Source organism: Halobellus limi (genome assembly GCF_004799685.1).
In the GTDB taxonomy this organism is placed as follows: Archaea; Halobacteriota; Halobacteria; order Halobacteriales; family Haloferacaceae; genus Haloquadratum; species Haloquadratum limi.
In genome coordinates this window covers 1369304-1382568 of record NZ_CP031311.1, presented here as the reverse complement: position 1 = coordinate 1382568, position 13265 = coordinate 1369304, and the positions used below count along the sequence as shown (strand labels likewise).

At 65.8% G+C, this 13265-nt stretch carries 13 protein-coding genes and 1 tRNA gene; 5 read left to right on the top strand and 9 right to left on the bottom strand.

The features are described from left to right. Positions 1-108 precede the first annotated feature (108 nt). Positions 109-1965, top strand: coding sequence for a cation:proton antiporter domain-containing protein (locus DV707_RS06980; RefSeq protein WP_103989973.1), 1857 nt, complete (start codon positions 109-111; stop codon positions 1963-1965). 261 nt (positions 1966-2226) lie between these two features. Here the strand turns inward: DV707_RS06980 and DV707_RS06970 are convergent. Next, positions 2227-2309, bottom strand: a tRNA-Leu gene (locus tag DV707_RS06970). 82 nt (positions 2310-2391) lie between these two features. Between DV707_RS06970 and DV707_RS06965 the strand changes: the two genes are divergently transcribed. Continuing rightward, on the top strand, positions 2392-2700 hold the full coding sequence (locus DV707_RS06965; RefSeq protein ID WP_103989974.1) for a transcription initiation factor IIB family protein: 309 nt from the start codon (positions 2392-2394) through the stop codon (positions 2698-2700). A gap of 64 nt (positions 2701-2764) precedes the next feature. Here DV707_RS06965 and DV707_RS06960 read toward each other — a convergent pair whose 3' ends face one another. The 7 genes from DV707_RS06960 to DV707_RS06930 form a co-directional block, all read right to left on the bottom strand. Beyond that, the gene (locus DV707_RS06960; protein ID WP_103989975.1) at positions 2765-3262 is read right to left on the bottom strand and encodes a phosphopantetheine adenylyltransferase; all 498 of its coding nucleotides are present in this window, start codon (positions 3260-3262) and stop codon (positions 2765-2767) included. A 132-nt stretch (positions 3263-3394) separates the two neighbouring features. Next, entirely contained in the window at positions 3395-4483 is a 1089-nt protein-coding gene (locus DV707_RS06955) for a tyrosine-type recombinase/integrase (protein ID WP_103989976.1), read from the bottom strand. Next, on the bottom strand, positions 4480-4914 hold the full coding sequence (locus DV707_RS06950) for a DUF5805 domain-containing protein (RefSeq protein WP_103989977.1): 435 nt from the start codon (positions 4912-4914) through the stop codon (positions 4480-4482). The genes DV707_RS06955 and DV707_RS06950 overlap by 4 nt, the downstream gene beginning before the upstream one ends. A 641-nt stretch (positions 4915-5555) precedes the next feature. After that, entirely contained in the window at positions 5556-5939 is a 384-nt protein-coding gene (locus DV707_RS06945; RefSeq protein WP_103989978.1) for a DUF7344 domain-containing protein, read from the bottom strand. A gap of 303 nt (positions 5940-6242) precedes the next feature. Further along, positions 6243-7730: an MATE family efflux transporter gene (locus DV707_RS06940; RefSeq protein ID WP_103989979.1), complete on the bottom strand. Its 1488-nt coding sequence runs from the start codon at positions 7728-7730 to the stop codon at positions 6243-6245. A gap of 144 nt (positions 7731-7874) precedes the next feature. Continuing rightward, positions 7875-8987 carry a putative sulfate/molybdate transporter gene (locus tag DV707_RS06935; protein WP_103989980.1) on the bottom strand — a complete coding sequence of 371 codons (1113 nt, stop codon included), beginning with the start codon at positions 8985-8987 and terminating at the stop codon, positions 7875-7877. A gap of 109 nt (positions 8988-9096) precedes the next feature. Next, entirely contained in the window at positions 9097-9783 is a 687-nt protein-coding gene (locus DV707_RS06930) for a TOBE domain-containing protein (protein WP_103989981.1), read from the bottom strand. 66 nt (positions 9784-9849) lie between these two features. Here DV707_RS06930 and DV707_RS06925 point away from each other — a divergent pair, with 66 nt between their 5' ends. The 3 genes from DV707_RS06925 to DV707_RS06915 are packed head-to-tail and all read left to right on the top strand — an operon-like array spanning position 9850 to position 12316. Then, positions 9850-10833: a substrate-binding domain-containing protein gene (locus tag DV707_RS06925; RefSeq protein ID WP_235010700.1), complete on the top strand. Its 984-nt coding sequence runs from the start codon at positions 9850-9852 to the stop codon at positions 10831-10833. Between the two features lie 2 nt (positions 10834-10835). Continuing rightward, complete coding sequence (locus DV707_RS06920) at positions 10836-11555, top strand: ABC transporter permease (RefSeq protein ID WP_103989982.1); 720 nt, start codon at positions 10836-10838, stop codon at positions 11553-11555. Beyond that, the gene (locus DV707_RS06915; RefSeq protein WP_103989983.1) at positions 11552-12316 is read left to right on the top strand and encodes an amino acid ABC transporter ATP-binding protein; all 765 of its coding nucleotides are present in this window, start codon (positions 11552-11554) and stop codon (positions 12314-12316) included. The genes DV707_RS06920 and DV707_RS06915 overlap by 4 nt, the downstream gene beginning before the upstream one ends. Positions 12317-12454: 138 nt before the next feature. Here DV707_RS06915 and DV707_RS06910 read toward each other — a convergent pair whose 3' ends face one another. Then, positions 12455-13210 carry an SOS response-associated peptidase gene (locus tag DV707_RS06910; protein ID WP_103989984.1) on the bottom strand — a complete coding sequence of 252 codons (756 nt, stop codon included), beginning with the start codon at positions 13208-13210 and terminating at the stop codon, positions 12455-12457. Between the last annotated feature and the right edge of the window lie 55 nt (positions 13211-13265).

Here is a 13265-nt window from a genome sequence, read left to right as displayed (position 1 = left end):
AGTTGTGTCAGCAAGCGAATAAACGTTCGCGTACCCCGGCGGCGGTCGGCGCGAAACCGGGCGATAGAATGAATACGCTGCCCTCGAACGCCACAATCACGTCGAACAGTGTCCAGTAGCCTCCTCCCCGTCGTCGCGCTGATTCTCGTCTCCGGAATCGGCGTCCAGTTACTCGCGCGGCGGGTCGAGATTCCGAGCGTCGTCTTCTATCTCGGTCTGGGTATCCTCCTGGGCCCGGAGGCGCTCGGGCTCGTCACGATCGACACCTTCGGTGCCGGATTGGAGACCATCGTCGGACTCAGCGTCGCGATCATCGTATTCGACGGCGCGTTCGCGCTGCGGTTCGACCGGATCCGAGAGGCGTCGACGACGTCGCTGCGACTGGTCACGGTCGGCGCGCTCGTGACGTTCCTGGGAACGGCCGGTGCGGTCCGCGTCCTCGAGGGCGCCACCTGGGAGATCTCGCTCGTCGTCGGCGCGCTCCTGGTCGCGACCGGGCCGACGGTCATCACGCCGATCTTAGAGGTCGTCCGCGTCAGAGAACACGTCGCCGCGGCCCTGGAGACCGAGGGGATCATCAACGACGTGACCGCGGCGATCGCCGCGGTCGTGATCTTCGAGACGATGCTGCTGGACGACATCGGCATCTCGGGGACCGTCCTCGCGTTTCTGGAACGGGCGGGCGTCGGAGTCGCGGCGGGGCTCCTCGCGACCGGGCTCATCTACTTCCTCCTCAAGCACGAACTCACCCCCGAGGGCGGCCCCCAGACCGCTCGGTTTCTGGTTTTCAGCGCGGCGATCGGATCGTTCGCCCTCGCCGAAGCCGTCGCCGCCGAGGCGGGAATCGCCGCCGCGGCGACCGCCGGCATCGCGCTCGGGAACTTAGAGTTGCCTCACCGCGAGACGATCGAGGAGTTCGCCCGCGACGCGACGCTGATCGTACTGGCGTTCGTCTTCGTCTCTCTCGCGGCGCTGATCGACGTCGGCGCGATCCTTCGGCTCGGCGTCGGCGGGATTCTCCTGGTCGCCGTGGTGATGTTCGTCCTCCGGCCGCTGGTGGCCGGGATCGCGACGTTCGGAGTCAGGCAGTTCAACGCCTCCGAACGGCTGTTTCTGGCGGCGATAGGGCCCCGAGGGATCATCCCCGCGAGCGTGGCGACGCTCTTCGCGATCGAACTGGCGACGGCGGGCAATCAGGCGGCGAGCCAGGTCCTCCTCGGGACCGTCTTCGTCGTCATCGCGACTACTGATGCGGTCGAAGCGGGACTGGCACGGCAGATCGGCGACGCTCTAGGAGTGACACCAATGCGCACGATAATCGTCGGCGGGGGCCGGGTCGGCCTGGCGCTCGCCACCAGACTGGAACAGCGGGGAGAGTTCGTCGTCCTGATCGAGGAGGACGAGAAACCGAAGCGCGCAGCGAGAGAAGCGGGCGTCACGGTCTACGAGGGCGACGGGACCGAGAGCGACACCCTCCGCGCAGCAGGCATCGACGAGGCGAAGATCGTCGTCGCGGCGACGGAAGACGACAACATCAACCTCCTCGTCTGTCAGACCGCGCGCACGAAATTCGGCGTCGAAGACGTGTACGCGCGTGTGAACGATCCGCAGAATATGGCCGCCTTCGAGGCGCTCTCGGTCACCGCCGTCGACGGCCCGATGTCGACTGCCTTCGCGATCGACAACGAGATCGAGCGGCCGGAACTGGCCAACTGGATGTACGACGCCAGCGACGGCCACGACATCCAGGAGATCGAGATGACCGCCGAGGAGTTGGTCGGAGAGTCGATCCGGGACCTCAACGATCGGATCCCCGGCGGCTGCCTCATCGCCGAGATCGGGCAGAACGAGGACGCACACGTTCCTGACCCCGACGAGGTCCTTGAGTACGGGGACCACCTCACGTTCCTCGGCGACGCCGCAGCCGTCGAAGAGGCTGTCAAGCGGTTTCATCCCCGCGACTGACGCAGGTCTAAACCCTCCTCACGGCTCAACATTTAACAGCCACGACAGGAATTTCATCCGCTGGTCGACGTAGTCGACGAGTTGTCGCTCGGAGAGGTAGCCGTCCAGCGTTTTTGGGACGACGACCACCTTCCGTGCGGGGGTGAGATCGGCGTTGATGTCTGTGTCGCAGCGTTCCAGTGTGATCGGTAGGTCTTGTAGGCTGACTCCCCATTTTCTGGTCCTACCGAAGCAAAACCGACAGACCGTGTCGAGGTCGGATGCGCGGGACAGGATTCGAACCTGCGGACCCCTATGGGACAGCGTCCTAAGCGCTGCGCCTTTGACCGCTTGGCTACCCGCGCGCACGCCATCCTACTGCCAACTCCTAAATCAACCTGTCGCTCCGCACGGAGGATTCTTGTGCACCGCGGTCGACCCTGCAGTATGTACAGCGCTCGGGACCGAGTCGACAACGAGGAGTGGCTGACCCGGATCGAGCGCGCCGCAGACCGGTTGTCCCTCGGCGCAGAGGCCCGCTCTTACGCGAGCGATATGTTCCTCTCGGAGGTCCCCGACGAGGACCGATCGAAGCGTGCCGTGGCGGCGGCGAGCCTCTACGCCGGCGCCCTCATCGCCGGCGAAGAACGGCCACAGTCCCGGGTCGCCGACGCGATGGGTGTGAGTCGGCTCAGCGTCCAGCAACACTGGAAACCGATACTCGAATCCGCGGGCTTTCGCCCGCCCTCGTGGTAACGGCATAGTCGTCGATACCCACGGATACTGCTTCAAAAGGGCACCCGGACCTCCGATCGAGACGCTATTCGGTCGGACGCGTGGGGCCGCGCCCCTCGCGATCCGGCGTGAGGTTCCCGTGTCGGTCGATCTCACCGCGAACGATTCGCGTCGACGAGATCCGATCTCCGTCGGCCGCCGTCACGTGGTCGACGACTTCGATGTCGAGCGGCTCGTACCCACGCTCTCGGCGGATCTCGTTGATCCGTTCGCCCCCGTCGCGGGTCTCCGGCGAGACGATGAGTACGTCGAACTGGGGCTCGGTGGCGATGCCGGTCGGTTCGTCCAGCCGGCGTACCGTGAACTCCCGGTCGTACTTTTCCGCGAGCGGTTCGAGTTCGTCGACGAGATCCTGTTTTCGGTCCTCGAACGATCTGACGTACCGGTCCACGTGACGGGTCTTCGGCGCGAGTTCGTCGCTGGTCAGTCCGACGGTGACGTCCCCCAACTCGAAGGCCCGCTCGAAGAGCGCGAGGTGGCCGTCGTGTACCGGGTCGAACGTCCCGCCCAGCGCGACGTGCATACCCGGCCGAGTACCTCCCGGGACTTAAACGGGACGGGTCCGAGATCGACCGTGGTCCGGGAGTCGTGAGCAGGATCGCCTAGGGTATATTGATATAGCGAAATAGCATTTACTTGTTCGGCGTCGGACGGCTCAGTACAGGGAGTAAATGTGAGATTCGTAGGTCTGACGGACCCTGTCGCCCCAATTGTGGGTGTAGGTGTCGATGATGTCGCCGCCGACGTCGCCGCGGAGGTACTTGACGATTCCGCGATCGCCGGTCCGATCTCTGAGGTGCGTCGTGAAGAAGTGCCGAAAGTAATGCGGGGTGACGTTCTCTTCTGCGCCGCCGCCGGATCGGTACCATCCGGAGTCGCTCGCGTGGCGTTCGACGAGGTGATGGACCATATCGGGGGTGAGCCGATAGCCCCAACTCCCCGACGTGCTGCAAAACAGCGGCTCCGCGGGCGAGCGTGTCTCCGGACGGATCGCGAGCCAGCGGCGTAACGCCGTCTCGAGCTCTTCGTCGACGGGAACGACCGTCGACCGCTTCCGTTTGTTCGACGCCGTGCGCTCCTCTCCCGCGAGTACCTCGCCGGCGGCTGGTTCCGCCGAGACGTACAGTGACGGACCGCGGTTGTCGAGTTGGGGCCGCGGAGCGGTCTCACGGTTCGATACAGCGGCGAGCGCTGCATCGCGTGCCTCACTCGTCGCCGCTTCGAGGACGACATCGCGAAGGTCGAGGTTACACAGTTCTCCGACGCGGATCCCGGTCTTCAGAAACGTCACGACGACCGCGTGATCCAGCGGATGGGCGATCCCGGCGAGGAACTCTCTCATCGCCGGAACTGACACGTCTCGGCGGGACGGGTTCGTGTCGATCCGCTCGTCCATCTCCTCCATCACGAGTGCCATCGGATTGGAGTCGAACGCACCGACTTGAGACAGGTACGCGTAGAACCGATGGAGATACGACGCGTACGTCGCGACGGTGCTGTCCGCCAGGTCCCCGTGTCGAAGCGAGTGAATCCAGGCCATACAGTCCCGGTGGGTGGCGTCTTCCGGTTCGATCCCGATTCTCCGGGGGTTCCGCGACGGATCGGCGAGGAACGCCTCGAAGCGTCGAAGCACCCGTTCGTATGCCTCGCGGGTCCGCTCGGACTTCCCGTGGTAGGTCATATCCTGGAGGAAGTACCCGACGGGATCATCGAGTTCCTCGTCGCCTGCGGTATCGACGCTCATTGCTCCTCCGCGGGCGTCAGCGCGTACCCCCCGTGGCGCCCGCTGTATCGGACCGCGTTCGAGGCCTGGAGCTCCTGAAGCGTCTCGTCGAGGCGACTCTCGATGTCGTCGGTCAGTGCTGCGAGCAGGTCGTCCCACGACTGATACTCCGACTCCGAGAGCACGTCGAGGACGCGATTCTGGAACCCACTTTCCGCCGGCTGACCCCTGGGGTACGAGGCTCCATCATCCGGTTCCTCGGACGTCTGCGTGGCGTCGCGTCCGGGGGCGGATGGAACCTCGAAGTCGCGTCGACCGGCTTGGACCATCGTCCGGACGAACTCGCTCTGGCTCATCCCCAGTTCTTCGGCGTGCTCGCTCCAGCGCTCTTTCTGGTACGCCGGGACGTACGTCATCACCGTCTTCCGCTCGGTGTCTTCGTCGGCGGCCATACTCGACCGTGTCGGCCCCACCCACTTCATTGTACTGCAGAAATCAGAATAAGAGAGATTAGGTGTGTCTCTACCCCCGCTTCTTCGACCGTATTGTTAATTTATTTGTGTAGATGATATCAAAATTTCTCCGCTAGGTTGTATATACACAGATAAACATATTCCACCACGTGCGCCCAATCCCGACTTCCCGGAACGTACCAGCGACGATCCGCAACCACCTCTGTGGATACGCGGTCGATGTTGGAACCAACAAAGATCGATACTTCCTCGAACGGATTCGGCTGCGTCGTCGAAATCGCACAGCCGTCATCCATCGAACGCAGGATCCGACGGGGTGAGTTGGACGGCCAAAAGTCGACTGTCCCGTTAGATGGCGTGCTTTCGGCCTCACGTCTGTGTGATCACGTAGCTGGTCGACATCCCGATGAGATCCGTCTGAGACGGAGAGACGCGGCGAGAGCCGGAAGCGGCGAACGATCGATCGCTCCCAAAGAGATTCCGACGCCCGTAGGGACACCTACCGCTTCACTCGGGAGTACCGTGTGAACACGTTCGACGGACGAAACCATCGCGGCTCGGTACGCGCCCCCGTTCGGCAGAGACCGGTGATTCAGGACAGTCGTATCCGCTCGAGCACCTTACGGGGCCGTGTCGGGGTCGACGCTACGAGAGATCACCGCATCGAGGAGCGGATGAAGCGGCTCTGATCGAACGATCTCGCTCTCGCGATCGTATCCGACGATGCCGGCCTCCGCGAGTAGCGGGAGGTCGGTGTGTACCAATTTGATCTGCACCCGTTTCTGTTCATCTGTCGAGCGCTCTCCCCCCGCGTCGTCCCACTGAGCGAGAGCGCCGGCCAGCTCGTCAACAGTACACTCCTGTCGTTCCCGCAGTACGTGCAGGAGTCGACGACGACGCGTTGAGCCGAGTCCCCGGTAGACCTGATCGTTGCGCAGCTGCTGAGGCTTCTCGATTCCCGAACTCCGATCGAAGGGGACCGATTCGTCCCGACTATCTCCCATCCCGTCGTGTCAATGCAGTATGAAGAACAATAAATATTGCTGCTACTCCGGTACTACTGGTTATATATGGGTGGTATGGCCGAGTAATGGACTCGAACCTCCCGAGTCGAGAACCGAGCCGGCCTCCACCCGAGAACTGGTTCGGTGACCACCGCGTACCAGGCCGACCGGTCCCTCGAGTATCGACCATCGGTCCGAACGCCGGTACCGCGCCGATCGACTCAACTGGCTGTCACTGTCCCGTTCGTCTCGTGAAAACGGTGTCTCCGAACGAACGTATGTATCTTATATCGCTATATCGAATCAGTCGTCTCCGGTGATCGTCTCGGGCCCCGGACGGTCCCGGTCGACGACCCCGTCCGTCCACGTTCCGCGCAGGAAGTACGCTCCCGAGAGCACCACGATCAGCACGTTCGCCGCGGCGATCCCGTACCAGATCCCCGTCGCACCCAGGTCGAACCACGTCAGGAGTGCGTACGCGGGCGGGATGCGGAGCAGAATGAGCCCCAAGATTCCGAAGAGCATCGCCAGTCTGGTGCTTCCGCTCCCGCGATACGCTCCCTGGATGACGTAGAACACGCCGAGGAAGACGTAGGTCGCACCGACGATTCGGAGGTACTCCGCCCCGATCGCGACGACGGCGGCCGCGTCCGTCCCGGTGATGAAAACGCCGACGATGGCGGTCGCGTTGAGATAGATGACGGCAGAGACGCCGACGAGGACGGCGGCGACGATTCCCGCGCTCGCCAGGACGGCACGTTTCGCCCGCTCGGGCTGTTTGGCGCCGAGGTTCTGCCCGACGACCGTCTCGGTCCCGCGGGCGAGCCCGAGTGCCGGAAGGACGACCAGCGAGGTGACGCGCGTTCCGATTCCGTACGCGGCCACCGACTCCGCGCCCGCGAGCGCGACCAGGGCCGTGATGACCGTCACGCCCAGCGACTGGGTGCTCATCTCGACGCTGGCCGGCGCGCCGATGCGGAATATCTTCTCGACCGTCTCCCGCGTCGGCAGGAAGTCCCGCGGCGCGAGGTGGATGCCGACCCGACCGGAGAGGAGGAGGCCGAACGCGATTACCGCACCGACCCCCCGAGAAGCGATGGTCGCGATCGCCGCGCCCTGTACGCCGAATCCGTCGAACCCCGTCGACGCGTAGAGATCGGCCTGAAGCGCCGAGAGGCCCGCGACGTCGAACAGGAGGTTGTCCTGAAACCCCAGGATGAGGAACGGGTCGATGACGACGTTCAACACGACTCCGAGGAGCATTAGATACAGCGGCGTCCTCGTGTCGCCCCAGCCTTGGAGCAACGACTGAAAGATGAAGAATCCGAAGACGAACGGGATCCCGAGGAACATCGTCCGGGTGTAGGTCACCGAGAGTTCGAAGACGACCGTGCCCGGAGTCGCGCCGATCAGTCGGAGGAGCCCCGGAGCCAGCGCGTAGCCGAGGATCGAGAAGACGACGGAGAGGCCGATCACGAACGCGATGGTTTGGCCGGCGACGGCGTTGATCCGGTCGTGGTTCCCGGCGCCCTTGTTCTGGGCGACGAGCACCGTGCCGGCGACCGTGAACCCGGCCGCCAGCGTGATGACGAGAAAGACGATCGCCCACGAGAAGGAGATGGCGCTGACGGCCTCCTGTCCGAGTCGGCCGACCCAGAACGTGTCCGCCAGGTTGTACGCCACCTGCAACATGTTCGTGAGGACGATCGGCACCGAGAGGACGAGGAGCGGTTTCAGCAGCGCGCCGTCCGTGAGGTTCACCGCGCGCCTCGAACCGGGGCCGCCGCTCATCGGTCCCCCGAGAGTACCGTCTCGGCGTGCGTAATCGCGTCACGAGGACCGCGGGGCGAGTCGAGAGCTGAAATCGCCTTTGACACTGCTGAACGGATAGCCGGTGAGCGCGTATATCGATTCCGTTCAGTTCGTAGAAACGTCCTATCGGGCCGTCCGATCGGGTTCCGATCCGAGCCACAGGCGGACGCGCTGGACGGCGACGCCGACGACGAACGCGACGCCGACGTTCGTCAGGACGCCGAGAACCCCGATACCGACAGTCAGCGGGAGGTCGTCGGTGTCGAGACCGGCACGTCCGAGTTCGACGGCGATGACAGCGAGTACGACGCCGAGCATCGCGAGCGGGAACGCGGCCACGACGCCGACCGCCAGGACCGCCGCCAGCGCGTAGAGGATACCGAGAATCAGGTTCGCGCCCGCCGTTCGCGCACCGAAGGCGTACTTGCCGGCGACGCCGCCGCTCCCGTGGCACATCGGCATCGCCCCCAGCGGGACGGCGAGGAGGTTCATCGCGCCCATACTGGTGGCGAGTTCGTCCGCGGAGACGTCGGCGTCGAAGTAGTCCGAGAGGAGCAGCGAGGTCGCGACCGCCGCGTTGCCGACGGTCATCGCTAACTGTCCGACCGTCGCCCCGAGAGACGCCGACGACGCGTCCGCCACCGTCGGAAGCGTCACGCCGATCGCGGGGAGTCGCGGGTCGGGGAGCCCCGTCTGTGTGACTCCGACGGCGACGCCGAGACCGATGACGAGGAGCGTGCTCGTACGGGGACGACCGACGGCGACGCTGACGGCGACCGCGGCGAGCGCGAGAAGCGCGTAGCCGACGCCGTCGAGACTCAACTGGATCCCCGTCTCCAGCAGCACGAGCCCGACCGCGAGCTGGACGCCGCGGATCACCGGCTGCCCGACGTGGCGTTCGATCCGGGCCAGTGCGCCGGTGGTACCGACGAGCAACAGCACGACGCCGGCGAGGAGTCCCGCGACGACGAGTTCGCCGGTCGTCAGCGAGCCGGCGATGACCAGCGCGGCGAGCGCCTTCATCGGCTCCACCGAGATCGGCAGTCCGTAGTGGACCCCCCAGATCACCTGGAACGCCGCGAACCCCAAGAGCAGCCGCCCGAGCGACAGCTCCGTGAGCGCGGCGACGGCCACGACGATGGGCAGGACAGTAACCGAATCCCCTAACGCGCCGGTGAACTCACTTCGGGACAGTTCGATGTCCCAGTGTCGCGCGTGACCGGCGAGGGTGGTCATTGATTACCCGGAGTACTGCCGGTTACATAACGTCTGGGAAATGTGGAGAGGATCCGGGAGGCCGCAAATGCCGGACTTTCTGTTTCACAAACTGCGAAACCGAATACAGTTACAGCGGGACGCCACGGGTCGCCGTCGCCTTGAACGAGACGACGACCTCGTTTCCGGCGTCGAGTGCGAGTTTCTTCCGGCTGTCCTCGGTCACCAGCGCCAGGACCGGCTGATCGAGGCCGATGTCGACGGCGACGCGGGCGATACGGTCTCCCGACTCGACGCCGACGACGGTCCCGGAGAACCGGTTGCGGGCGCTCGTGTGTTCGGGCACCGGCGTGTCGTCGGGGTCGGTGAGCGTCACGGCGTCCGCCCGCAGCGACAGTTGCACCTCGTCGTCGCCTTCGGGTACCAGCGCTCGGACGTTTCCGGCCGACGTCTCCACGGTCACGAGTTCCCCGTCGCGTTCGGTCACCGTCCCGACGATGACCGTCTCCGCGATCTCGGCGACCCCCTCGAAGGACGCTCTCGTCCGTTCGAACGCGGCCAGCAGGTCCCGCGCAGTCTCCGTCAGCGTGCTCCCGCCGCCGCCGGACCCGCCGCGCGTCCGTTCGACGAGCGAGCCGAACGCCGCCTCCAGTTCGACGACGCGCCGCTGGGCGTGGGCGTACGACCGCCCCAGCGACTCCGCCGCGGTGTTGAGAGAGCCCTCCCGATCGATCGCGCGGAGGAGCGCGACGTCGCGAGCGTCGAGCGTCACGCCGTCGCTGCTGATGTACGCGTCGAAGGAGGAACTCGTCTCCATAGCCGGAAACTGGCGTACGGAGAGCAAAAGCGTTATGTCTGCGCTGACTGAACGGTGGTTATATCGATGACGAAACAACGATCGCAGTCTACCGAACGGAGCACGGCTGGATTCGGCGGGAAGACGTCGCGTCGAGCGTTCCTCGGCGCCGGTCTCACAGCGGGCATCACGGCGCTCGCCGGCTGTTCGGGGATCATTGGCAGCGGACAAAGCCAGGAGGAACAGGCCGGCGTCTCCGGCGAGACGCTCACGCTGACCACGACGACGAGCACCTACGACACGGGGCTGCTCGACGAGATCCACCCGGACTTCGAGGAGATGTACGGCGTGACCGTCGACGCGGTCGCCCAGGGGACGGGCGCGGCCCTGGAGTCGGCGCGCAACGGCGACTCCGACGTGGTGATGGTGCACGCTCGCGGCCTCGAAGACGAGTTCATGCGCAACGGCTACGGCATCAACCGCCGCGACCTGATGTTCAACGACTTCGTCATCGTCGGTCCGGAGAGCGACCCGGCGGGAATCGGGGGGATGGGCTCGGCCACGGAGGCGCTCACCGCCATCGCCGAATCCGAGGCGGCGTTCGTCTCCCGCGGCGACAACTCCGGCACCCACACCAAGGAGCTCAACCTCTGGGAGGCCGCCGGAACGGAGCCCGGCGGCGACTGGTACCAGGAGACCGGCACCGGGATGGGCGAGGCGCTGAACATCGCCAACCAGCAGGGCGCCTACACACTCGCCGACCGCGGGACCTTCATCTCACAGCGATCGGAGATCGACCTCGTCATCCTGGTGCAGGGGCCCATCGAGGACGGCCCGGAGATCCTCGCGAACCCCTACGGAATTATGGCCGTCAACCCCGGCGTCCACGACAACGCCAACTACGACCTCGCGATGGCGTACATCGGGTGGATCACCAGCCCGGGCGCCCAGGACGCCATCTCGAGCTACCAGATGAACGGGGAGCAGCTGTTCTTCCCCGAGGCCGTCTCCGAGGACCCGAACTTCCAGCAGTACGTCCCCGAAGGGTGGAGTAGCGACTCCAGCGAGTAACCGTGCCGTCCGAACCGGTCGTCCACCTGCTGCCGGCGCTCGTCGACCTCTCCTTCCGAGAGGGGTACGTCCGGAGTATCATCTACGTCTCGCTGTACGTGAGCGGAATCGCGGTAATTCTGAGCACGCTGTTCAGCATCCCCGTCGCACTCGTGATGGGCTTTACCGACTTCCCGGGCAAGCAGATCGTGAAGTCGATCATCAACACCGGGATGGGCTTTCCGAGCGTCGTCGTCGGCCTGTTGGTGCTCTTCATCGTCTCCAATCAGGGGCCGCTCGGACCGCTGGAGCTCATCTTCACCAAGGAGGCGATGATTATGTCCCAGTTCGTGCTCGCGACGCCCCCGATCACCGCGATCAGCCTCGCGTCGATCACGAGCGTGAGCGACAACGTCCGCGACGCCGCGCGCGCGCTCGGCGGGACGCGCCTCGACGTGGCGCTGGTCGTGATCAAGGAGGCCCGATACGGCATCGCGACGGCCATCCTCGCGGGCTTCGGCCGTGCGATCAGCGAGGTCGGGTCCGTCCTCATCGTCGGCGGCAACATCACGAGTGCCAGCGGGATCTCACAGACCCGGACGCTGACGACCGCGATCCAACTGGAGGCGAGACAGGGACAGTACGACACGGCGTTGGTGCTCGGTGCGGTGCTTCTGGCACTCGTGCTGACCGTGAACGCGATCGTCGTCCGGTTCGGTGACGAGGGGTCGATGAGCCGATGATCCGGCTCTCGAACGTCACGCACGCCTACGGCGAGGAGACGATCGTCGATGACCTCTCGCTGCCGGTCGAGCAGGGCGAGGTCCTCGCCATCATCGGTCCCTCCGGCGTCGGAAAGACGACGCTCCTCCGGATTCTCGCGCTCTTCACGCGGCCGACGGAGGGCACCGTCGAACTCGACGGCACGCCGGTGTGGGACGTCGACGAGGAGGAACGCCTCGCGCTCCGACGCCGCATCGGGATGGTCTTTCAGGACGCGAGCCTGTTCGACGCCACGGTGGCTCGGAACGTCGAGTACGGGCTTCGGGTGCGACAACCGTGGAGCGATCGGGTCCGCGACGCGCTGGGTTCGGTCGTCGCGCCGAACGGGACGCCGGAGGCGGTGAAACGGTCGCTCGACGTCGTGGGACTGACCGAGAAGACCGAGCAGTCCGCGCGGTCGCTCTCCGGCGGGGAAGCCCAGCGCGTCTCCTTCGCGCGGGCGCTGGCGTACGACCCCGCCTACCTCCTGCTCGACGAACCGACGTCGGACCTGGACCCGCGGAACACGAGCGTGATCGAGGAGGCGGTCCTCGAAGCGCGCGACCGCGGCATCGGCGTCGTGGTCGCGACCCACGACATGCACCAGGCCGAGCGCATCGCGGACCGGGTGGGCGTGCTGCTCGGCGACGGCTTCACCGAGATCGGACCCGCTGAGAAGGTATTCGACGATCCCGACGACGAGCGTACGCGGAAGTTCGTCTCCGGCGAACTCGTCTACTGAGACCGCCCGGCGGGATCGATACGGGTCGGCGGGACCGATACGTGCCGACGCCCGCCTCACGACGGTTGTTCTCGTCTCTTCCCGCCGAGCGTCGTCGACGGGTGGGCGCCCGGCGGTACGAAGCGAGCGTAATCAGTATCAGCCCTCGGCCTCGACCGGCTCGATCAGGTCCGCGGCGTCGTTCGCGGGGCTGTTCACGCGCGTCGAGACCGGGTAGGCGCGCCAGTCGTCGCCGGCGTGCGGGTCGAGCAGGTCCGCGACGTCCCCGCCGTCTCCGTGGAGCCACGTCGACTCCTCGTCGGGGTCGAGGACGACCGCCATCCGGTGGTGCAGGTCCGAGACGACGTCGTTCGGCTCGGTGGTGACGATGGCGAACGACTCGACGGCGGCCGAGTCGTCGCCGGAGTCGCTCCCGGTTCCGTCACCGTTGCCGGAAGCGCCCTCGCTGCCGGCACCGACGCCGAAATCCCCGAGTCCGGTCTGGGTGTGCGTCGGCTCCCAGCGCTCCCAGAGCCCGGCCATCGCGAAGGGGCGGTCGTCCTCGAACGCGACCCGGTAGGGCCGTTTCGTCTCTCCGTCTCGGACCCACTCGTAGAACCCGTCGGCGGGGACCAGACACCGCCGTCGCTCGTACGCCTCGCGAAAGCTCGGCTTCTCGTCGAGCGTCTCCGCGCGGGCGTTGATGCGGTCGTTGCCCGCCGACTCGTCGTCGGCCCAGGAGGGAATCAGGCCCCACTTCAGCCGGCGAAACGCGTCGGGGTCGTCGTTCGTGATCACCGGGAGCGACTGCCCCGGCGCGCAGTTGTACCGCGGTTCGGGCGGTTCGGCGAAGTCGGCGTCGAACCGGGACGCCAGTTCGTCGGCGGGGGTGAAGAGCGTGTAGCGGCCGCACATACGCCGACCGAGGCGCCGGAGACGCAAAACGGCCCTGGCCGACGGCCGGGGATCT

Excerpts from the sequence above, each read along its gene's own strand:
- DV707_RS06910 (WP_103989984.1), bottom strand. The coding sequence starts at position 13,210 with ATGTGCGGCCGCTACACGCTCTTCACCCCCGCCGACGAACTGGCGTCC.
- DV707_RS06945 (WP_103989978.1), bottom strand. The coding sequence starts at position 5,939 with ATGGGAGATAGTCGGGACGAATCGGTCCCCTTCGATCGGAGTTCGGGA.
- DV707_RS06930 (WP_103989981.1), bottom strand. The coding sequence starts at position 9,783 with ATGGAGACGAGTTCCTCCTTCGACGCGTACATCAGCAGCGACGGCGTG.
- DV707_RS06935 (WP_103989980.1), bottom strand. The coding sequence starts at position 8,987 with ATGACCACCCTCGCCGGTCACGCGCGACACTGGGACATCGAACTGTCC.
- DV707_RS06950 (WP_103989977.1), bottom strand. The coding sequence starts at position 4,914 with ATGGCCGCCGACGAAGACACCGAGCGGAAGACGGTGATGACGTACGTC.
- DV707_RS06965 (WP_103989974.1), top strand. The coding sequence starts at position 2,392 with ATGTACAGCGCTCGGGACCGAGTCGACAACGAGGAGTGGCTGACCCGG.
- DV707_RS06960 (WP_103989975.1), bottom strand. The coding sequence starts at position 3,262 with ATGCACGTCGCGCTGGGCGGGACGTTCGACCCGGTACACGACGGCCAC.
- DV707_RS06915 (WP_103989983.1), top strand. The coding sequence starts at position 11,552 with ATGATCCGGCTCTCGAACGTCACGCACGCCTACGGCGAGGAGACGATC.
- DV707_RS06955 (WP_103989976.1), bottom strand. The coding sequence starts at position 4,483 with ATGAGCGTCGATACCGCAGGCGACGAGGAACTCGATGATCCCGTCGGG.
- DV707_RS06925 (WP_235010700.1), top strand. The coding sequence starts at position 9,850 with ATGACGAAACAACGATCGCAGTCTACCGAACGGAGCACGGCTGGATTC.
- DV707_RS06940 (WP_103989979.1), bottom strand. The coding sequence starts at position 7,730 with ATGAGCGGCGGCCCCGGTTCGAGGCGCGCGGTGAACCTCACGGACGGC.